Below are 19,455 nucleotides of genomic sequence, written 5' to 3'. Positions count from 1 at the left end.
CATGACCGCAACGACGGCGGAGGCACGCCCGCCCGAGCTACGCCTGCCCAAGCGGCGCGGGGTCGAGCTCTCGCTCCTGATCGGGGCCGTGCTCATCTCCGTCTACGGCTACGCCGCCGTCGGCCTCGCGAGGAACAACGCCGTGCCTCCCGACGTCGCCGGTTACGGCGCCGGTCTCGGCCTCCTGTCCCTGCTCGCCCATCTCGCGGTCCGCTTCCGCGCCCCGTACGCCGATCCGCTGCTGCTGCCCATCGCCGTCCTCCTCAACGGCCTGGGTCTGGTGCTGATCTACCGGCTCGACCTGGAGACCCCGGGGGACCAGGCGGCGACGACACAGCTGATCTGGTCCACGCTCGGGGTCGCGTTCTTCATCGCCGTCGTGGTCCTGCTGCGCGACCACCGGGTGCTCCAGCGCTACGCGTACCTCTCGGTCGCGGTGGCGCTGGTCCTGATGATCGTGCCGATCTTCTTCCCCGCCGTGAACGGGGCCAAGATCTGGATCCGGTTCGGCGGACTCTCCTTCCAGCCGGGCGAGTTCGCCAAGATCCTGCTCGCCGTCTTCTTCGCCGCGTACCTGGCCGCCAACCGCAACGCTCTCGCGTACACCGGACGCACGATCTGGAAGCTCCAGTTCCCCACCGGCCGGGTGCTGGGCCCCATCGTCGCGATCTGGCTGATCAGCGTCGGCGTGCTGGTCCTCGAACGGGACCTCGGGACCTCGCTGCTCTTCTTCGGCCTCTTCGTCATCCTGCTGTACGTGGCCACCGGCCGGACCGGCTGGATCGCGGTCGGGCTGCTCCTCGCCGCCGCGGGCGCCTTCGTCGTGGGGTCCTTCGAACCCCATGTGCACAGCCGGGTGGAGGACTGGCTGAACCCCTACGCCACCATCGACGCCGGCCAGGGGCCCGGCCAGCTCGCCCAGTCCCTCTTCGCGTTCGCCGCGGGCGGCATGCTCGGCACCGGCCTCGGGCTCGGCCACTCCGTCCTGATCGGCTTCGCCGCCAAGTCCGACTTCATCCTGGCGACCGCGGGCGAGGAGCTGGGCCTGGCCGGACTCACCGCGATCTTCCTGCTGTACGCCCTGCTGGTGGCCCGCGGCTACCGGGCGGGCCTGGCGCTGCGGGACCCGTTCGGGCGGCTGCTGTCGATCGGCCTCGCGTCGATCCTGGCCCTCCAGGTCTTCGTGATCGCGGGCGGGGTGATGGGGCTGATCCCGCTGACGGGCATGGCGATGCCGTTCCTGGCCCAGGGCGGCTCGTCCGTCGTCACCAACTGGATCATCGTGGCGCTGCTGATCCGGGTCAGCGACGTGGCCCGTACCCCGGCGCCCCAGGCGGGGACCGGTGCCCCCGCCCCGGTCGTCGAGGACGAACGGTGAAGCCCCGCGGCCCGGGAGGCGCCTCGTGATCCGGTACATCCGGCGGGCCGCCGCCTTCTGCCTGCTCCTCCTCGTGGCGCTGCTGGCGAACGCCGCCCGCGTCCAGCTCTTCGAGGCCGACGAGCTCAACAGCAACCCCGCCAACCGCCGCACCACGATCGACCGTTACGACCGGCCGCGCGGCGACATCCTGGTCGACGGGGAGTCCGTGACCGGCTCGAAGGACACCGGCGAGCAGCTCGCCCACGAGCGCACCTACCGCCACGGCCCGCTGTACGCCCCCGTGACGGGGTACGCCTCGCAGACGTACGGCACCACCCTGCTGGAGAACGCCGAGGACGACATCCTGTCCGGCAGCGCCCCGGTCCTGGCCCCGCTCCCCCTGTGGGGCGACTTCACCCGCAGCCGGCAGCCCGGGGGCAACGTGGTCACGACCGTCAAGGACTCGGTGCAGCGGGCCGCGTACGAGGGCCTGGCCGGCCGGCGCGGTGCGGTCGCGGCCCTCGACCCGGCCACCGGGAGGGTCCTGGCGCTGGTCTCCTCCCCCTCGTACGACCCCGAGCTCCTCTCCGGCACCGGCTCCTCGGTCACCGACGCCTGGGCGCGGCTCAACCGGTCCGCCGGCCGGCCGATGCTCAACCGGGCCATCCGGCAGACCTATCCGCCCGGCTCCGCCTTCAAGATCGTGACGGCTGCGGCGGCCCTGGACGCCCGCGTGGTGACCGACCCGGACGCGGCGACGGACACCCCGTCCCCGTACGTCCTGCCGGGCACCTCGACCACACTCCCCGACGAGGCGCGCGGCTGCCGGAAGGCCTCGCTGGCGGAGGCGGTCCGGGTCTCCTGCAACACGGTGATGGCACACCTGGGGGTCGAGGTGGGCCTGGACGGGATGCTGGAGGCGGTGGGCAGGTTCGGCTTCAACGACGACGACCTGAAGATCCCCTCCGGGGTGGCGCGCAGCAACTTCGACTCGGAGATGAGCGACGATCAGCTGGCCCTGTCCTCGATCGGACAGTTCGACACGACGGCGACCCCGCTCCAGATGGCGATGGTGGCCTCGGCCGTGGCGAACGGCGGCGACCTCAGCCGCCCCCACCTGGTGGACCGGGTGACCACGCACGCCGGGGACACGGTGCGCCGGCAGGGCACCGAGTCGTACCACCGGGCGATGAACCCGGCGACAGCCGTGCAGCTGCGGCGGATGATGGTGGACGTCGTGGAGAGCGGCACGGGGACGAACGCGGCGATCGAGGGCGTCACGGTCGGCGGCAAGACGGGCACCGCGCAGCACGGCGTCGACAACTCCGGCACGCCGTACGCCTGGTTCATCTCCTGGGCCCAGGAGCCGGGTTCGGGGCGGCCGGCGGTCGCCGTGGCCGTGGTGGTGGAGGACGCCTCGGCGAACCGGGCCGACATCAGCGGCGGCGGCAGCGCGGCCCCGATCGCGCGGGCGGTGATGGAGGCGGCGCTGGAGGACCGAGACTGACCCCATGACATCAGCGGTGGCGGCGGCCCTGGCCCGGATCGACGAACTGGACCCGGCGCTCGGCGCGTTCACGGAGGTGTGGCGCGAGGAGGCGCCGGCCCGGGAGCGGGCCGCCCGGGGCCTTCCGCTCGCCGGACTGCCGTTCGCGGTGAAGGGCCGCGCGGGCATCCGCTCGTACGCGGCCCGCCGTCTGATCGCCGCGGGCGCCGTCCCGGTCGGCGCCACGTCCGTCCCCGGTCCCGGCACCCCCTGGCAGACCTGGGGGCAGGGCGCGCACGGCCGTACGGTCAACCCGTGGCGCCCCGACCGGACTCCCGGAGGCTCCTCCGCGGGTTCGGCGGTGGCGGTCGCGGCGGGCATGGTGGAGCTGGCGACGGGCAGCGACGGGGCGGGGTCGGTACGGATACCGGCGGCCTGGTGCGGGGTGTTCGGCCTGAAGACGACGACGGGCCTGCTGCCCTCCGCCGACCGCACGGGCCTCGCCTCCCCCGGCGTGCTCGCGAGCTCGGCGGCGCGGGCGGAGACGTACCTGCGCCATGTGCTGGACGCGTACGCGCCCCGGCCGGCGCGGCTCCCGGTCCCGGCCGTCTACAGTCCGGACCTGGGCTTCGCGTCCGTCGACCCGGACGTGGCGGAGGTGACCCGGGCCGCGGTCGAGCGGCTGGCCGCGGCAGGGGTGATCCGTCTCGTCCGGGCCCCCGTCACCCTGCTCGATCCGGCGGAGGCGTGGCCGGCGGTACGCGGTCAGGCTCCGACCCCCGCCACCCGGGCGCTGCGTGCCGCCAACGACCGCGCCCTCGACGGCTTCTTCGCCCGTACGCCCCTGCTCCTCACCCCGGTCACGCCGAACCGGCCGCACGGCCACGAGGGCCCGGGCGACGTCTACTCCACGGCCCTCACCTGGGCGTTCAACCTCAGCGGCCACCCGGCGGCGAGCGTGCCGGCCGGATTCACCCCGGACGGCTGCCCGGCCGGCCTCCAACTGGTGACCGACCGGGGGAGGGACGCGGAGCTGCTGGGCGCGGCGACGGCGGTGGAGCGCGTCCTGCCGCCGCCGCGCCTCAGCTGATCGGCTTGCGGATCCTCGGACCGCACGACCTGGCACTCCACCGCGATGCCGTACCCCTCGGGCCCGAACTCCTTCGGGGGCACCGCGACCGTCGCCCCCTCCGCCTCGGCCGCGCCCTCCATCATCGTGCCCCGCATGAGCTCCGGGCCGGCGAGCCCCCGTACATGCCGCAGAGCACGAGCCGGACGGGCTCGTGCGGGGTCCGGCGCACCCGGACCTCGTCCTACGCCGGCTGGGGCGGACGGAGGAGCGGGAACCACCGCTCCCCGAAGGCGTCACCGAGGGCGAGCCGCTTCGGGACTGCGCCGGGCTGCCGCACAATCGCCCGTGCCGGGAGGGGAGTTCATGCCTCCCTCCTCCGCCCTCGTGCCCGGTACGCACACCGGATATGAGTACGCGTGCTCACGATCCACACCTGCGGTCACGGCAGGCTGTACCCCGTCAGCCGCACACCAGAGGGAGCACCGACCATGCACACGCCCGACCGACTCCGTCCGCCGTCACGCACCACGCTCGGGCTCGCCCTGGCCGGTGTCATGGTCGCGCTGCTCACCAGCGCCTGCTCCATGCAGCAGGCCACCTGCGGGGGCGGCGAATACCCGGTCCTGGCGGTGGGAAGCGCCGGGAGCGCGTGCGTACCCGACGGCGAGGAGCCGCCCAAGGGCTACGCCCGCTACCCGGAGGGCAAGGTCCCCGAGCACGAGGGCGACAAGTGGGACACCTACTGGAACACCCGGACGCTCGACGAGAAGGGCGAGACGATCGAGCTCCCCGACGAGAACTAGTGCCGCACAAGGCGACGTTCGCCCCGTCGCGACGCCCGGCACGCACTCTCGCCGGGCAAACGTCGCCTGCCGCGGCACTGGCCCTTCGTCGGGATCAGGCCCGCCCCCGCGAGCCCGGCATGATCCCGAGGCGAGACCCCGGCCGCCGGCCGGAGGCCGCTACGGCCGGCCTCCGGTCAGCCGGCCGCCCCGCCCTCGGCGATCGCGTCCGCGACCTCCGCCACCCGCGCCCGCTCCTCCACGGCGAAGCGGTCCTTGTCGAGCTGCTCGGCGATCTCCTCGTCCTGGGCCATCAGCAGGTCCAGGCTGGAGTCGCCGAGCTCGAGGACGCCCATGTCGACGTACGCCGTCTGCAGGCGCTCGCCCCACAGTCCGATGTCCTTGACGCACGGGACGATGCGGCTGAACAGCAGCTTGCGGAACAGCTGCAGGTACTCCGAGTGCTCGGAGAGGTCCTGGGCCTCCTGCCTGGCGATGCCGAAGTTCTCCAGCACCTCCACACCGCTGAGCCGGTCGCGCATCAGATAGCAGCCCTCGATCACGAACTCCTCGCGTTCGCGCAGTTCCGCGTCGCTGAGCTGCTTGTAGTAGTCGCGCAGCGCCATCCGCCCGAAGGCCACGTGCCGGGCCTCGTCCTGCATGACGTACGCGAGGATCTGCTTCGGCAGCGGCTTGGTCGTCGTATCGCGGATCATGCCGAACGCGGCGAGTGCCAGGCCCTCGATGAGGACCTGCATGCCGAGGTAGGGCATGTCCCAGCGGGAGTCGCGCAGGGTGTCCCCGAGCAGGCCCTGGAGGTTGTCGTTGATCGGGTAGAGCATCCCGACCTTCTCGTGCAGGAAGCGCCCGTAGATCTCCGCGTGCCGGGCCTCGTCCATCGTCTGCGTCGCGGAGTAGAACTTCGCGTCCAGGTCGGGGACGGACTCCACGATCCGGGCCGCGCAGACCATCGCGCCCTGTTCGCCGTGCAGGAACTGACTGAACTGCCAGGAGGTGTAGTGCAGGCGCAGTTCACCCCGGTCCCGCTCGGTCATCTTCGCCCAGTACGGGGTGCCGTGGAGCGTGAGGGCCTCGTCCGGGGTGCCGAGCGGATCGGCGGGGTCGACCTCCAGGCTCCAGTCGATGCGCTTGTTGCCGTCCCACTGCTTGTCCTTGCCCTTCTGGTAGAGGGCGAGGAGGCGTTCGCGGCCGTCGTCGTAGTCCCAGCTGAACCGGGCCGCGCCGCTGGCGGGTACCTGCCACGACGGGGCGTCGGGGGCGGTGGTGTAGAGGTCGTGTGTCGACACGGACAGCTCCTTCGCCTGGCGAGGATCGTATGTTCCGTGGTGCTGACTTCAGTTGGCAGGTTCACATGTTGGTAGACGCGTAGTCAACAAGTCGTGCGCAAGGGATTGACGACCTTGCTGACAAGTAGTCTCATAAAGCATGACCGCCGGTAACCCATGTGCGAGGTGCCTTCAGCCATGACGACAGTGTCCGAAGAGGACGTCCAGGTGCTGCGTGACGCACTCGGCCCGCTCAGGGACCGCGAACAGATCGCCGCACGCCTGCTCGAATCCTCGGCCAAGCACTCCTTCGACCCCGACACCGAGCTCGACTGGGATGCGGCCGTCGAGGAAGGCAGGTGGTTCTGGCCGCCCGAGCTCGTCTCCCTCTACGACACCCCGCTGTGGCGGAAGATGTCCGAGGAGCAGCGGATGGATCTGGCCAGGCACGAGGCGGCGTCCCTGGCCTCGCTCGGCATCTGGTTCGAGATCATCCTGATGCAGCTGCTGGTCCGGCACATCTACGACAAGCCCGTGACCAGCAACCACGTCCGCTACGCCCTCACCGAGATAGCGGACGAGTGCCGGCACTCGATGATGTTCGGCCGCATGATCCTGTGGGGCGGCGCACCCACGTACCCGGTCCCCCGGGTCCACCACAACCTGGCGAGGATCCTGAAGACGGTCTCCACCACCCCTGGTTCGTTCGCCGCGACGCTGCTCGGCGAGGAGATCCTGGACTGGATGCAGCGGCTCACCTTCCCCGACGAGCGCGTCCAGACGCTCGTGCGCGGCGTGACCCGCATCCACGTCGTCGAGGAGGCCCGGCACGTCCGCTACGCCCGCGAGGAACTGCGCCGCCAGATGGTGACCGCGCCCGCCTGGGAGCGCGAGCTGACCCGGCTGAGCTGCGGGGAGGCGGCGCGCGTCTTCTCCGTCTGCTTCGTCAGCCCGCAGGTGTACGAGAACGTCGGCCTGGACCGCCGCGAAGCCGTCGCCCAGGTGAAGGCGAGCGGCCACCGGACCGAGGTCATGCAGACGGGGGCCAAGCGGCTGACGGACTTCTTCGACGACATCGGGGTGCTGAACGGTGTGGGGCGCAGGCTGTGGAGGCGTTCGGGACTGCTGGCCTGAGCCGGCACCCCCACGGATGACAGGCCGGGGCCGGGGCACCGCGGCGGAGGACGGGGCATGACGGAGTTCCACGGCCTCCGCGGGGTGCGTACCGGACCCCGTGACGCCGCACCCCGGGTGCCGGCCGGTCTTAGGCTTCGGAGTATGACCTCCGTCCCCGCAGCACCTCCCGCCCGCGCCTACCGACGGCTCGGTGTCGAGGAGCGCCGCGCGCAACTCCTCGGCGCGGCACTCACACTCTTCGCCCACCGGGCGCCGGACGACGTGTCGATCGACGAGGTGGCGGTCGTGGCCGGCGTCTCCAGGCCGCTGGTCTACCGCTATTTCCCGGGCGGTCGGCAGCAGTTGTACGAGGCCGCCCTCGGATCGGCCGCCGAGCAGCTGACGCTCTGCTTCGCCGAGCCCATGACCGGCCCGCCCACCGAGCGGGTGGGCCGGGTCCTGGACCGCTACCTCGGCTTCGTCGACGAGCACGACGCCGGCTTCAGCGCGCTGCTGCGCGGTGGCAGTGTCGCCGAGACCTCGCGCACGTCCACGATCGTGGACGGTGTGCGCCGGGCGGCGGCCGAGCAGATCCTGCTGCACCTGGGCAGGGGGACCGGGCCCGGCCAGGTGGCCGCCGGGCCCCGGCTGCGGATGATGGTGCGCACCTGGATCGCGGCAGTCGAAGCGGCCTCCCTGATCTGGCTGGACGAGGAGAAGCAGCCCCCGGCCCCCGATCTGCGCGGCTGGCTGGTGGACCATCTGATCGCGCTGCTCGCGGCGACCGCCGCCTCGGACGAGGAGACCGCGTCCGTGGCCGCGGAGCTGGTGAGCCAGGAGACCGCCGACGGCCCCGTCGGACGGCTGGCGGCCCTGGTGGCCGAGTCGCTGAACCCGTAGGCGTGACCCGCGGGGGCCCGGCCGGCCGCGCCCGGAGAGCTCTGCTGGATCGAAGCGGCGGGCGATCGAGATCGCACGGTCCCGGACGCACAGGGCCGGTGGCACGGTCGGGGCCCGCGGGCGCGCCCGCGCCCCGCGGACCTGCCGTCCCGTGCGAGCGGGACGACCGTCGGCCGGCACGGCACGGGCCGGGAGGGCGGTCCGCCGTCCGCCTGGGTCAGACTGACCTGGTGAAAAGCGAGAACACCCCCTTCACCGGCGGCCCCCTGGACGGCCGGGTCCTGCCCGTGCTCCTCGGCCCGACCGGGCACCCGCCCAAGTGGTACGAGGTCCCCGTGCCGGCCGCCGACGGCGGCCCCGCCTCGGTGTACGCCTACCGGCGGGCCCCGGCCGGCTACACGAAACGGCTGGGTCTGCAGCGTGGCTGGGTGTACGAGTACGCCCCCGGGGGCCGCGAGCGCCGCACGCTCAAGTGGCCCTGGACCAAGCCGCGCGGCGGCACCTGAGCGGCGTGCCCTCGTGACGCGCCGCACCCTCTAGGATCGGCGGTCAGGTGCCCAGGGCACGGTCACAAGGGGGGTGCGCCATGGAGGCGCTGCGTCAGGACGATCCACGCCACTTCGGCCCGTACACCGTGCTGGCACGCTTCCGTGGGACCGCGAGCGCGGTGCAGTACCTGGCCGGAGGCCCGGACGGGGACGACCTCGTCGTGGTGACGGCCGCGCGGCCCGCCCTCGCCGCCGTGCCCGCTTTCCGGCGGCGTTTCCGGGCCGAGGCCCAGATGGCCGAGCGGCTGTCCGGGCGCTGGGTGCAGCCGCCGCTCGCCACGCCGGACGACGGTGACGTGTGGACGGCGGCGGCCTATGTGCCCGCCCTGACACTGGCCGAGGCGATCGCCCTCGCCGGTCCGCTGCCCGAGCGGGCCGTGCGGATACTGGGCGCGGGCCTCGCCGAGACCCTCTCCCGGGTGCACGCCACCGGGGCGGTGCTCCAGGGGCTGGCACCGGGGACGGTGCTGCTGGCCGAGGACGGCCCACGGCTGACGGCGTTCGGACCGCTGGGCGCCGCCGCCTCCGCCGAGGCCAGGGCGGGCGGACAGCTGTCCGTGCGGCTGGGCTATCTGACGCCCGAACAGGTCGAGGGCCAGGACGTGGGTCCCGCCTCCGATCTCTTCGTCCTGGGACTGCTGCTGGCGTACGCGGCGACCGGGACGACCCCGCTCGCGGACGGCCCGGTGGACCAGGCGGCCGAGCGCATCGCGCACGCCTCGGCCGAACTCGACTCCGTGCCCGCCGAGTTGCGTGCGCTGATCGCGGGATGCCTGGCGAAGGATCCGGCCGACCGGCCGAGTGCGGGATCGGTCGCGGCCGAGCTGGCTCTGGAAGGCGCCGCGGGCCTCGCCAGGGGCGGCTGGCTCCCGGACGCCCTGGCGGCGGCGGTCGCGGACCAGGCGGCAGGGGCACGGGCGCTCAGAGCACCGGTGGACGAGGACCCAGACGCGGGAGCGGCGGCCGGCCCGTCGGCCGACGTGGCCGGGGCGGGGCCGCAGGACGCCCGGCCGGACCCGTCCCGCGCGCAGGAGCAGACGGGCCAGGAAGGTCCCTCCGCCCCCGCCGGCGGGGACACCGGCGCGGACACCGGCACCACCCGTTTCCTGCGCACCGGACCGCGCACCCCGCCAACCGACCTGGCGACGACCCAGCTCTCCGTCCCCCGCGGGCCGGCCGCTGCCCTGCCTCCGCGGCCCCCCATGCCCGGGCCGCCGGCAGCGCCCGCACAGCCGCACCCCTCCTACGCGCACCCGGCCGCCCCCGCCGCGCTCTCCCTGCCCGCACCGTCCCCGGCACCGGCCGGGCCCCCCGCGCCCGCTCCCCCAGCCACTCCCGCTCCCGGCCGGCGGGCCCTGCTCGTCGCCGCCGCCGCGGGGGCCGCCGGACTGGTCGTCGGCGGGGGCGCCGTGTTCGCCCTCGGGTCCGACGACTCCGCCCCCGCCTCCGACGACAAGTCCGCGCCCAAGCCCCGGACGGTCGTCCCGGGCCGGGCACCGGAGCCGCGGTGGATGTACACACACCCGGCCGACGAGCCCGCCCCGCTCACCTCCGGGGTATGGCAGGACACGCTGCTGGTGCTGACCACCGCGGCCGGGGCCACCGGTGTCGACCTGCGGACCGGTCGTCAGGTCTGGCAGTGCGCGGACGCCGCCGGCGCCCAGGCCGTGCTGCCCGCCGGGGACGGCCTGTGCTTCCTGGCGAGCCCCACCGAGTTCCTGTGGCTGTCGCCCGGGGAGGGGACGGTCAAGCACCGGGTCCGGTACGCGGACCAGTTCACCGGTGTACCGGACATGAAGGTGGCCACGCTCACCGGCAGGTCCGGATCCGTCGTCTGGTTCACCGGCTCCCACACCGTCACCGTGAAGGCGCCGAAGCCGAAGAAGGGCAGGAAGCCCGGCAAGGACAGGTCGGTCGCCAAGGCCTACTTCTTCGCGTACGACCTCGTGCGGCGCGAGGAGCTGTGGCGCGTCGCCGTCCCCGCGGGCCGGACCCCCGGCACCCCCGCCTACCGGCTCACGGCCGTCCGGGAAGCCGACATCGTCGTACGCCAGGACGCCACGACGCTCACCCCCGCCGACGTCGCGGCCGGCAAGGGGAAGGCCTTCTTCCGCTGCTTCGACCGCACCACCGGCAAGCTGCTGTGGAACCGTCGGTTCGGCGCGGTCGCTCCGGGCGGGGCCGCGATCGGTGATGAGGAGGGCCGGCTGTACGGAGCGGTGGGCGACGATCTGCAGGCCTTCGAGACGGGCACCGGGAAGCCGGCGTGGACACTGAACGGCACCTCCGCGTCCGTGTTCGGCACACCGGTGCCGGCCGGGGAACTGCTCCACACGACGAACCGCAACCAGGAGGTCGGCGCGGTGGAACGGGCCACCGGCAGGGTGATCTGGCGGCGGTCCACGGAGGTACCGCTCGGCGGCAACGCGCCCGCCCTCACCCTCAGTGGCGGCGGGAAGACCCTGCTCGCCGCGGACGCCACACAGGTGACCGCGTTCGCGGCGGCCGACGGGCGGCGGCTGTGGAAGTTCCAGGACATCGGCGTGCAGGACCCGAAGGGCGCCGCGGTCGGTGTGCCGTACCGGGTGCTGGCCGCCGGGAGGACGGCGGTCGTCCAGCGTGACCGGGCCTTCTACGCGTTCCCTGTGGAGTGACGCGGGGCGGCCGTGCGGCCGTCCGCCGTTCGGAGGGTGCCCGGGGCGCCACGCCGGACGGTCCTTGCATCACCTGACACCGAGTGACCGGATGGACAAAATCCGAGCATTTGTGGGGTAGTCCGATTTATCGGCACCATCCCTGTCACCGGAGGTGTTGTCGTGTCAGGCAGAGTCGCGCGTACCCTCTGTACGGCGGCGCTGGCGGCGGTCGTCGCCGTCTCCCCCGCCACCGCGGAGCCGGCCGGTCCGGACCGCGCGCCCGCCGCCCCGCAGGACATCGCCGGCATGCTGACGCGGCTGCAGACGCTCTACCGGGAGGCCGAGGAGGCCGGCGAGCTCTGGACCGGCGCCGCGGAGGAGCTGAAGAAGCAGTCCGCCCGTGCCAGGAAGCTCGACACCCGGCTCACCAGGGCCCGCGCGGCCCTGGACCGCAGCCGCCAGGACGCGGGCCGCCTGGCCCGTGCCCAGTACCAGGGGCACACCGACTTCTCGGTGTACCTGCGGCTGCTGCTGTCCCCCGACCCCCAGCACGCCCTGGAGCAGAGCCATGTGATCGAACGCGTCCAGGCGGGCAGGCTCGCCACGGTCGACCGGCTCACCGGCGCCGAGAAGCACGCGGACACGCTGGCGGCCAGGTCCCGTGCGGTGCTCGACCGGCAGCGGAAGCTGGTCGCCCGGCAGAAGAAGCACCTCGACACCGCCCGGTCCCGGCTCAAGGAGGTCGAGGCACTGCTGGCCTCGCTCCCCCCGGAGAAGCTCGCGGCGCTGTCGGAGCTGGAGCAGCGGAACACCGACGCGGCTCAGGACGAGCTGGTCGCCTCGGGGGCGCTGAGTTCGGCCCGGCCGCCGACCGGGCCGGGCAGCGAGGCGGTCCGGTACGCCATCGAGCAGATCGGCAAGCCGTACGTCTGGGGAGCGGAGGGCCCGGACGCGTACGACTGCTCCGGGCTCACCTCCCAGGCATGGTCCACCGCGGGGCTGACCATTCCTCGGACCTCGCAGGAACAGTGGCGGCAGCTGCCGAAGGTGCCGGTCGCGTCGCTGCGCCCCGGTGACCTGGTGGTCTATTTCCCGAAAGCGACCCATGTGGCGCTCTACATCGGCAACGGCCTGGTGGTGCAGGCACCCAGGCCCGGAGCCGCGGTGAAGGTCTCGCCCGTGGCGTCCAACCCGCTGCTGGGCGCGGTCCGTCCCGACCCGGACGGTGAACCGCTCTCCTCCTACACGCTCCCCGAGCTGCCGAAGGGCGCGTCCTCCGGATCGGACACGGGGTACGACTCCCCGGAGTCGTGAGGTCTTCCGCCTGGATCAGGCCCTGGGGACCGGGCCGCCGCGCCCTCGTGACGGGCCCGGCGGTCCGGTTGCCGTGTGCCCGGGTCTCAGGCCCGCGCGCCGGAGATCCCGGCGAGGTACGTGTTCGTCTTCTCGGGATCGAAGAAGAAGTTCTCGAAGTCCGCCGGGTTGTTGAAGCCGTTGGCGAACCGGTCGGCGGCGGGCTGGAGCTGACCGGCCGCGCCGATGAGGTTCAGGACGTGCTCCGGCGGCGGACCGAGCATCGCGTTCGTCCACTTCACGACATGCTGGGTGTTCTCCCAGTGCCGCTCGAAGGTGGCCTCCATCCACTCCTCGTCGAACGCGCGGTCGCCGTGCTCGAGAATCGAGTGCAGGTAGGAGTGCGCGCACTTGGAGGCGGTGTTGGAGCCCTGACCGGTGATCGGGTCGTTGGCGACGACCACGTCCCCGACTCCCAGGACCAGGCCGCCGCCGGGCAGCCGGCCGACCGGGCGGCGCACCGTCGGGGCGTAACGGCCCGCCAGGGTGGCGTTGGCATCGGTCAGTTCGACCCCGGTGGCGCGCGCGTACTCCCACGGAGTGAACCGCTCCATGAGCTCCAGCGTCCTGGCCAGGTGCTCCGAGGGGTCCTTGATGCCCTGGAAGGCGTCGAGCGGGCCGCCGGGCACACCCTCCCAGAACAGGATGTCCGCACGGCCCGACGTCGTCAGGGTCGGCATCACGAAGAGCTCGCCGACCCCGGGGACCAGGTTGCAGCGGACCGCGTCGAAGTCCGGGTGCTCGGGGCGCGGGCCCATGCCGTGGACGTACGCGACGGCAAGGGCGCGCTGCGGGGTGTCGTACGGCGAACGGGAGGCGTCCCGGCCGAACATGGAGACGAGCTCACCCTTGCCGGCCGAGACCATGACCAGGTCGTAGGTGCGGGAGAAGTAGTCCAGGTCGGATACGGCCGCGCCGTGGATGACGAGCTGGCCGCCACGCTGCGCGAAGGTCTCCATCCAGCCGGCCATCTTCACGCGCTGGTCGACGGACTGCGCGTGGCCGTCGAGCCTGCCCACCCAGTCGACGGCCCGCGAGGAGTCGGGGGCGGCGACCGAGACGCCGAGTCCCTCGATGCGCGGGGCCTGCGACTCCCAGAAGTTGAGCTGGAGGTCGCGCTCGTGCTGGAGGGCCGTGTGGAACATGCACTGCGTCGACATGACCCGGCCGGACCGGATCTCGTCCGCCGTGCGGTTGGACATGAGGGTGACGTCGTACCCGTGGGACTGCAGTCCGAGGGCGAGCTGGAGACCGGACTGGCCGGCCCCGACTATGAGTATCTTCCGCATCGCGGTTCTCCGTTGTGTGTGCGTGGGTGCGTGTGACGCCTACGCGGGCGAGACGTCGAGCGCGTGCCCCACCAGGGCGAGCAGCGACTCGACGACCGTGATCCTCTGACGCGCATCCATGATCACGACAGGCACGTGCGGCGGTACGGTCAGGGCCTCCCTGACGTCCTGCTCCTCGTAACCGGGTGTTCCCTCGAAGTGGTTGACGGCGACGATGTACGGGAGCCCGCAGCTCTCGAAGTAGTCGAGGGCCGGGAAGCAGTCGGCGAGGCGCCGGGTATCGGCGAGGACGACCGCGCCGATCGCGCCGCGCACCAGGTCGTCCCACATGAACCAGAAGCGCTGCTGGCCGGGGGTGCCGAAGACGTACAGGACGAGGTCGTCGTCGAGCGTGAGACGGCCGAAGTCCATCGCAACGGTCGTGGTGACCTTGTCGGGCGTCGCGCTGAGGTCGTCGGTCTCCTCGCTCGCCTGCGTCATCAGCGCTTCGGTCTGCAGCGGGGTTATCTCGGAGACCGAGCCGACGAACGTCGTCTTGCCGACGCCGAAGCCGCCCGCGACCACGATCTTGGTCGCGATCGGCGCACGGGTGTGGTCGAGCTGCCAGGACTGCACCGAGTCGTCGGTCTGGTCCTGCGGCCCCGGCTGACGCGGGGCGAAGAGCGGCGCCTCAGAGACGGCGGAGTCCATTGAGCACCCTTTCGAGCAGTGCGCGGTCGGGCTGGCCGGTGCCGTGACCGGTTCCGTACACGCGGATCTTTCCCTGGTCGGCCAAGTCGCTGAGCAGCACCCGGACCACACCGAGCGGCATCTTGAGCAGGGCCGAGATCTCCGCCACCGTACGCATACGACGGCAGAGTTCGACAATGGCGCGGAGCTCCGGCATGACGCGGGAGGCGAGGTTGCCGTTCGTGAGCTCGCGGCGCTCCTCGGGGGCCTCCAGCGCGGCGACGAACGTCTCGACGAGCAGGACGTGGCCGAAGCGGGTACGGCCACCGGTGAGGGAGTACGGGCGGACCCGTGCGATCTTGCGGTCGGAACCCCGGACGGGGAGCTTGCGTACGGGTTCAGCAGCAGAGGTCACTGGGCGCTCTCCATCGATTTGCGCAGTTCACTGCGGAGTTCGGGGGTGAGTACGTGTCCGGCGCGGCCGACGAAGAGCGCCATGTGGTAGGCGACGACGCTCATGTCGCAGTCGGGGGTGGCGTGCACGCCGAGCAGCGAACCGTCACTGATCGACATGACGAAGACACTGCCCTCGTCCATGGCGACCATCGTCTGCTTGACGCCGCCGCCGTCCATCAGCTTCGCGGCGCCGATCGTGAGGGAGCCGATACCGGAGACGATGGTGGCGAGGTCGGCGCTGGAGCCCTTGGGGCCGTCCTGCTGCCGTCCGGCCTCCTCGGCGACCGCGAGACCTGGGTCGGAGGAGAGCAGCATCAGCCCGTCGGACGAGACGACGGTGACGGAGTGGACCCCTGGCACCTCCTCCACCAGATTGCTCAGCAACCAGTGAAGATTCCGGGCCTCGGTACTCAGCCCCAACGTGCTCGGCGCAGTCAACTGCGTGCCTCCTCGACTGTGTCCCCCGTCTCATCGATGCGACCATCGGTCCGGCCGGTCAGCTCAGTGTTGTCGGTCTGGGGTGCGCCCTCCGCGATCTCGGCCTCGACATCGCGCCGGCCGTTCTTCGCGCCCTGGTGGAAACCGCCGAGCTTGCGGCGCAGGGCGTCCTTGTCCAGACCACCCTTGCGCTCGGTGGCCGGCGCGGCGGCGGGGGCGACGGTCTTGGGGGTGCGCTTGGGCAGCCCCTTGTCGGTGAGGCGCTCCGGCACGGGGGCCGGATCGGGCACCTCCTCGCCCAGGCCCACCGGGGGCGTCGCCGTCACGGGCTCGGTGAGGGGCTGCCGAGGGCCGGGCAGGGCGTCGGCGACGGGCGACGGGGCCGGGGCGGGGGGACTCGCGTCGGCGGCGCGCTCGTGGCGGTCGGGCCCGATCGTGTACGGGCCCGGCGCGTCCTGCGGCCTGGGCAGCCGGACCTGCATCGTGGTCTCGGCCTCGGACACGGCGGGGGCGGCGGTCTCGTGCGCGGTCTCCGCCGCGGCGGGCTCCTCCGCGGCCGGTTCCCCGGCGTCGGGCTCCTCCGCGGCCGGTTCCTCGGCGTCCGGCTCGGCGGGTACGGGCTCGGCGGCGGGTGCCGGGTCCGCACCCGCCTCGCTGAGCGTCCGTTCGGCCGCCGCGATCAGCGGGTCGGCGTCGGCACCGGGCGGACGTGCCGGCAGTGCGTTGGAGTTGGCCTCGGCCACCGAACCCGGCAGGTTCAGCGTGGGCGCCTCCCCGGGCAGTTGTACGGGCGGCGGGGACGCCGTCGGCGGAGCCTTCGGCAGCAGGGCACCGGGAAGGACGACGACCGCGGCCACCCCGCTCCCCTTCTGCTCGCGCAACTGCACCTGGACGCCGTGGCGGGCGGCCAGCAGCGAGGTCACCTGAAGTCCGAGTCCTGCCCCGTCCGCCGCCTGTTCACCCGCCTCGAAGGACGCCGGGTCCGCCAGCCTGGCATTGAGCTCACCCATCCGGACCGCCGACATGCCGATGCCCTCGTCCTGCACGGAGAGCATCACCTCACCGGTCTCCAGCAGCCAGCCGGAGAGCTCGACATGGGAGTCGGGCGGTGAGAAGGCCGTCGCGTTCTCCAGGAGTTCGGCGACCAGGTGGCTCAGGTCGTCGGCGGCGAAGCCCGCGACCTGGGCGTGCGGCGGCAGGGACCGGATGGTGACGCGCTCGTACCGCTCGATCTCGCTGACCGCGGCGCGCAGCACGTCGACCAGCGGGATCGGCCCCGCGTGTCCGTGGCCGTGCTCGGTTCCCGCGAGGACCAGCATGTTCTCGCTGTGGCGCCGCATGACGGTGGCCATGTGGTCCAGCTTGAAGAGCGTCGCGAGGCGCTCCGGGTCCTGCTCACGCTCCTCCAGGCCCTCGATGACCCCGAGCTGGCGCTCGACGAGACCGAGGGTCCGCAGGGAGAGGTTGACGAAGGTGTGGTGGACCGTGTTCCGCAGCTGTTCGAGCTGCTTGGTCAGCTCGGCGACCTGGGTGCGGAGTTCGTCGCGCTGGAGCGTGAGGGTCTCGTGGCCCGCGACCAGCTCGGCCCGCTCGGTCCGCAGGCTCTCGGAGCGGCCGGTCACCTGCTGGTGCAGTGCGTGCAGCTTGCCGTGCAGGGCGTTGATGGACCGGACGACCTGGGCGAACTCGTCGTTGCGTCCGGTGTAGCGGACCGGTTCGGCGGTCTCCGGTTCGGCGGCGATCCGGCCGGCACCGATCCGCAGGACGGCGAGGGGCTGGGTGAGCGTGCGGGCCACGGCGGTGGAGACACCGACGGCGATCAGCAGACAGCCACCGAGCAGCGCGAGCCGGAGTTCGAGCGCGGTGACGTCGTCGTCGCGCAGCTGCTGCAGACGCTTGATCTGGGCGGTGCCCAGGGCCGACTCGACGCTCCGCATCCGGTCGATACGGGCGGAGAGTGCCGCGCTCACCTTCTCGGGGTCGGAGGCGCGGTCCGTTTCGGAGAGCTCGGGACGGTCGGTGAGCCGGGTGAGGTACTTCTCCGCGCTGTTGACCTCGGGGCCGGTGACCGTGGAGGCGAGCTTGTCGCGGGCGGTGGGCCCGGCGGCCTGGTCGAATTCGGCGAGCGAGGCCAGTTCCCGCACCCGGGCCTGCTGGGCGGCGGCGCTCAGCTCGTCGCGGTTGCGGTCGTCCTCGCCGCTGCCCTCGTCCGGGTTCTGGACGGGCAGACCGGTGAGCGGGTCGATCTGCGGCTCGGCGGACCCCGCGCCGGGCACGGCGAGTGCGGCCAGGAGCAGGCCCCGGGTGGCGGACGCCTGCTCGACGGCGCCGCCGAGGGCGAGCGGGGCGCGAGTGGCGTCGGCGGCCCGCGGCGGGGTCTTCTCGGCGAGCTCGTCCGCGAGGCCGTGGAGCTTGGCGATGACCTCCGAGTACGCCTGGTGGGCCTCCATCGCCGTGCCCTTGCCGGTGAGGGCGGTACGGCGCAGCGAGGGGATGGTGGAGAGGTCACGGCGCAGCGCGGCAGGGGCGGCCTCCCGGATCTCGTCCACCTGCTGGTCCACGCGGGCGGTGGGATCTCCTTCTCCGTCCTTACCGCCCTTGGCGTCGCGGCCGGCCGCGATGTGGGCGGTGACGGAGTCGCGCTCGTCCGCGAGGGAGTGCGCGAGGGTGATCGCCTGCTGGTTCAGCTCGGCGAGCGTGACCAGCCGCTGGGACTCGTTGAGGTCGGAGGAGGCGCCGAGGGCCGCCGGGGCTCCCGCGGCGATGACGGTGATCCCCACAACGGCGACACCCGCGACGAGCCGGCTGCGCACCCGTACGGTCCGCTTGCCGGCACCCGCTGCCGGAGGCATGTCCCCGGCCCCTTCACGCGTGCTGTCCTTGCTCCGAGGCCGCTTCTTCTGCACCGGTGCTCGCAATCTTGACTCGTCCACCCTTGAAGCAGAGGTGACGCACGGTCATGTGAAAAGGCGCCCCCCTTCTCTGGTACGGCTTCTGACCATTCCAGCGCTTTTGAGAGGGGGGCGCGCATCAACCGCTCCGCCACTCGAAGGAGTGAACATCACTCCGGAGTTGGCGAACAAGTTTCCCCACAGGTTCCCCCTGTCATGCCCGGACCACCGGGTGGAACTTCCGCCCAGGCTTTGGGAAGATGCCCGCCCGCATATGCGCAAAGATCTTCCCTCCATCGGCAAGGGCCTCGCTGACCTGCCGGTTCGGGCCAACGGCCGGATCGTGGAGGGCCCGTGAAGCGATCGTGCAGACTGGCCGGATGCGCATCGCACTCGCCACCGAGCCGGGCAGTCCTCAACGCCCCAACGAGGACTGGGCGTCGACCGCCGTTCCCGCGGCCGGCCAGGGCGGTGTGCTCGTCCTGCTCGACGGTGTCACCCCGCCGAAGGGCGACGACGGGTGTGTGCACCCGGTGCCCTGGTTCACCGCGCGACTGGGTGGGTCACTGGTCGAACTGTCCGCTTCGCGCCAGGATCTGACACTGACGGAAGTCCTCGCGGAGGCCATCGGGCGCACCGCCGACATCCATCGCTCGACGTGTGACCTTTCTCACGTGCGTACGCCCCAGGCGACCGTGGTCCTGGCACGGTGGGACGAACAGGCGGTCGAGCACCTGGTGCTCTCCGACTCGGTGCTGCTTCTCGAAGCCCCCGACGGAGCGGTCCTGCCGGTGGTCGACGACCGCATCGACCGGCTGCCACCCGGCTCTCTCGCCTCCGAGGCCGTCGCGGACGCCCGTGTACGGAACAAGGAGGGCGGCTTCTTCACGGCCGCCGCCGACCCCCGGGTGGCGTCACGCGCGGTGACGGGCAGCACTCCGCGCACGGAGGTCAGGGCGCTCGCGGCGCTGACCGACGGGGCGAGCCGCTGGACGGAGACGTTCCGGGAGGGCGACTGGACGGCCGCCCTGGGACTGTTGCGCGAGGCGGGGCCACAGGGGCTGATCGAGCGCGTCAGGGAGCTGGAACGGGCCGACGCGGACCGCGGGTATCCGCGCCGGGGCAAGACACATGACGACGCGACAGCGGTCCTCGTCGAGCTCTAGGACGTGA

Annotated in this window: 16 protein-coding genes; 10 read left to right on the top strand and 6 right to left on the bottom strand. The window is 72.6% G+C overall.

The window, feature by feature from the left end; genetic code table 11:
* The first annotated feature begins 1 nt into the window (after nucleotide 1).
* From AB0F38_RS05985 to AB0F38_RS05970, 4 genes are all read left to right on the top strand, one after another.
* The gene (locus tag AB0F38_RS05985; protein ID WP_361887307.1) at nucleotides 2-1,378 is read left to right on the top strand and encodes an FtsW/RodA/SpoVE family cell cycle protein; all 1,377 of its coding nucleotides are present in this window, start codon (nucleotides 2-4) and stop codon (nucleotides 1,376-1,378) included.
* Nucleotides 1,379-1,403: 25 nt separating this feature from the next.
* Nucleotides 1,404-2,867, top strand: a complete 1,464-nt coding sequence (locus tag AB0F38_RS05980; protein ID WP_361887305.1) for a penicillin-binding transpeptidase domain-containing protein — start codon at nucleotides 1,404-1,406, stop codon at nucleotides 2,865-2,867.
* Between the two features lie 4 nt (nucleotides 2,868-2,871).
* Nucleotides 2,872-3,936: an amidase gene (locus AB0F38_RS05975; RefSeq protein WP_361887302.1), complete on the top strand. Its 1,065-nt coding sequence runs from the start codon at nucleotides 2,872-2,874 to the stop codon at nucleotides 3,934-3,936.
* Nucleotides 3,937-4,472: 536 nt separating this feature from the next.
* Nucleotides 4,473-4,721, top strand: a complete 249-nt coding sequence (locus AB0F38_RS05970) for a hypothetical protein (protein ID WP_361887917.1) — start codon at nucleotides 4,473-4,475, stop codon at nucleotides 4,719-4,721.
* Between the two features lie 176 nt (nucleotides 4,722-4,897).
* On the opposite strand, the gene AB0F38_RS05965 is transcribed toward AB0F38_RS05970, so the two are convergent.
* On the bottom strand, nucleotides 4,898-6,007 hold the full coding sequence (locus AB0F38_RS05965; protein ID WP_361887299.1) for a ferritin-like domain-containing protein: 1,110 nt from the start codon (nucleotides 6,005-6,007) through the stop codon (nucleotides 4,898-4,900).
* Between the two features lie 177 nt (nucleotides 6,008-6,184).
* On the opposite strand from AB0F38_RS05965, the gene AB0F38_RS05960 reads away from it, so the two are divergent.
* From AB0F38_RS05960 to AB0F38_RS05940, 5 genes are all read left to right on the top strand, one after another.
* Nucleotides 6,185-7,120, top strand: coding sequence for a diiron oxygenase (locus AB0F38_RS05960; protein ID WP_361887296.1), 936 nt, complete (start codon nucleotides 6,185-6,187; stop codon nucleotides 7,118-7,120).
* A 144-nt stretch (nucleotides 7,121-7,264) separates the two neighbouring features.
* Nucleotides 7,265-8,002 (top strand): TetR/AcrR family transcriptional regulator, encoded by a 738-nt coding sequence (locus tag AB0F38_RS05955; RefSeq protein ID WP_361887293.1) that lies wholly within the window; start codon nucleotides 7,265-7,267, stop codon nucleotides 8,000-8,002.
* A 230-nt stretch (nucleotides 8,003-8,232) separates the two neighbouring features.
* Nucleotides 8,233-8,508, top strand: coding sequence for a hypothetical protein (locus AB0F38_RS05950; protein WP_361887290.1), 276 nt, complete (start codon nucleotides 8,233-8,235; stop codon nucleotides 8,506-8,508).
* An 80-nt stretch (nucleotides 8,509-8,588) separates the two neighbouring features.
* Entirely contained in the window at nucleotides 8,589-11,204 is a 2,616-nt protein-coding gene (locus tag AB0F38_RS05945) for a PQQ-binding-like beta-propeller repeat protein (RefSeq protein WP_361887287.1), read from the top strand.
* A 162-nt stretch (nucleotides 11,205-11,366) separates the two neighbouring features.
* Nucleotides 11,367-12,500: a C40 family peptidase gene (locus tag AB0F38_RS05940; RefSeq protein ID WP_361887284.1), complete on the top strand. Its 1,134-nt coding sequence runs from the start codon at nucleotides 11,367-11,369 to the stop codon at nucleotides 12,498-12,500.
* A gap of 86 nt (nucleotides 12,501-12,586) precedes the next feature.
* On the opposite strand, the gene AB0F38_RS05935 is transcribed toward AB0F38_RS05940, so the two are convergent.
* From AB0F38_RS05935 to AB0F38_RS05915, 5 genes are read right to left on the bottom strand one after another with little or no spacing between them, the layout of a single operon-like run.
* The gene (locus tag AB0F38_RS05935; RefSeq protein ID WP_361887281.1) at nucleotides 12,587-13,828 is read right to left on the bottom strand and encodes a styrene monooxygenase/indole monooxygenase family protein; all 1,242 of its coding nucleotides are present in this window, start codon (nucleotides 13,826-13,828) and stop codon (nucleotides 12,587-12,589) included.
* A 39-nt stretch (nucleotides 13,829-13,867) separates the two neighbouring features.
* Nucleotides 13,868-14,518: an ATP/GTP-binding protein gene (locus tag AB0F38_RS05930; RefSeq protein WP_361887278.1), complete on the bottom strand. Its 651-nt coding sequence runs from the start codon at nucleotides 14,516-14,518 to the stop codon at nucleotides 13,868-13,870.
* The gene (locus AB0F38_RS05925) at nucleotides 14,499-14,912 is read right to left on the bottom strand and encodes a DUF742 domain-containing protein (protein WP_361887275.1); all 414 of its coding nucleotides are present in this window, start codon (nucleotides 14,910-14,912) and stop codon (nucleotides 14,499-14,501) included. Before AB0F38_RS05925 ends, AB0F38_RS05930 begins: the two co-directional genes overlap by 20 nt.
* Nucleotides 14,909-15,391: a roadblock/LC7 domain-containing protein gene (locus tag AB0F38_RS05920; protein WP_361887272.1), complete on the bottom strand. Its 483-nt coding sequence runs from the start codon at nucleotides 15,389-15,391 to the stop codon at nucleotides 14,909-14,911. The genes AB0F38_RS05925 and AB0F38_RS05920 overlap by 4 nt, the downstream gene beginning before the upstream one ends.
* A complete protein-coding gene (locus AB0F38_RS05915; protein ID WP_361887914.1) occupies nucleotides 15,388-18,297 on the bottom strand; it encodes a nitrate- and nitrite sensing domain-containing protein in 2,910 nt (969 codons plus the stop codon). The genes AB0F38_RS05920 and AB0F38_RS05915 overlap by 4 nt, the downstream gene beginning before the upstream one ends.
* 365 nt (nucleotides 18,298-18,662) lie before the next feature.
* On the opposite strand from AB0F38_RS05915, the gene AB0F38_RS05910 reads away from it, so the two are divergent.
* Nucleotides 18,663-19,448, top strand: coding sequence for a hypothetical protein (locus tag AB0F38_RS05910; RefSeq protein WP_361887269.1), 786 nt, complete (start codon nucleotides 18,663-18,665; stop codon nucleotides 19,446-19,448).
* Nucleotides 19,449-19,455: the final 7 nt, after the last annotated feature.

It is taken from the genome of Streptomyces sp. NPDC025273, assembly GCF_040638585.1.
GTDB classification, from domain to species: Bacteria; Actinomycetota; Actinomycetes; order Streptomycetales; family Streptomycetaceae; genus Streptomyces; species Streptomyces cinereorectus.
Note: the sequence above shows the minus strand (reverse complement) of the source record. Positions and strands in the feature narration are given on the sequence as shown.

What these genes read in the sequence shown, in the direction of transcription:
- AB0F38_RS05985 (WP_361887307.1), top strand. Translation starts at nt 2, where the DNA reads ATGACCGCAACGACGGCGGAGGCACGCCCGCCCGAGCTACGCCTGCCC.
- AB0F38_RS05975 (WP_361887302.1), top strand. Translation starts at nt 2,872, where the DNA reads ATGACATCAGCGGTGGCGGCGGCCCTGGCCCGGATCGACGAACTGGAC.
- AB0F38_RS05970 (WP_361887917.1), top strand. Translation starts at nt 4,473, where the DNA reads ATGGTCGCGCTGCTCACCAGCGCCTGCTCCATGCAGCAGGCCACCTGC.
- AB0F38_RS05960 (WP_361887296.1), top strand. Translation starts at nt 6,185, where the DNA reads ATGACGACAGTGTCCGAAGAGGACGTCCAGGTGCTGCGTGACGCACTC.
- AB0F38_RS05955 (WP_361887293.1), top strand. Translation starts at nt 7,265, where the DNA reads ATGACCTCCGTCCCCGCAGCACCTCCCGCCCGCGCCTACCGACGGCTC.
- AB0F38_RS05945 (WP_361887287.1), top strand. Translation starts at nt 8,589, where the DNA reads ATGGAGGCGCTGCGTCAGGACGATCCACGCCACTTCGGCCCGTACACC.
- AB0F38_RS05935 (WP_361887281.1), bottom strand. Translation starts at nt 13,828, where the DNA reads ATGCGGAAGATACTCATAGTCGGGGCCGGCCAGTCCGGTCTCCAGCTC.
- AB0F38_RS05930 (WP_361887278.1), bottom strand. Translation starts at nt 14,518, where the DNA reads ATGGACTCCGCCGTCTCTGAGGCGCCGCTCTTCGCCCCGCGTCAGCCG.
- AB0F38_RS05910 (WP_361887269.1), top strand. Translation starts at nt 18,663, where the DNA reads ATGCGCATCGCACTCGCCACCGAGCCGGGCAGTCCTCAACGCCCCAAC.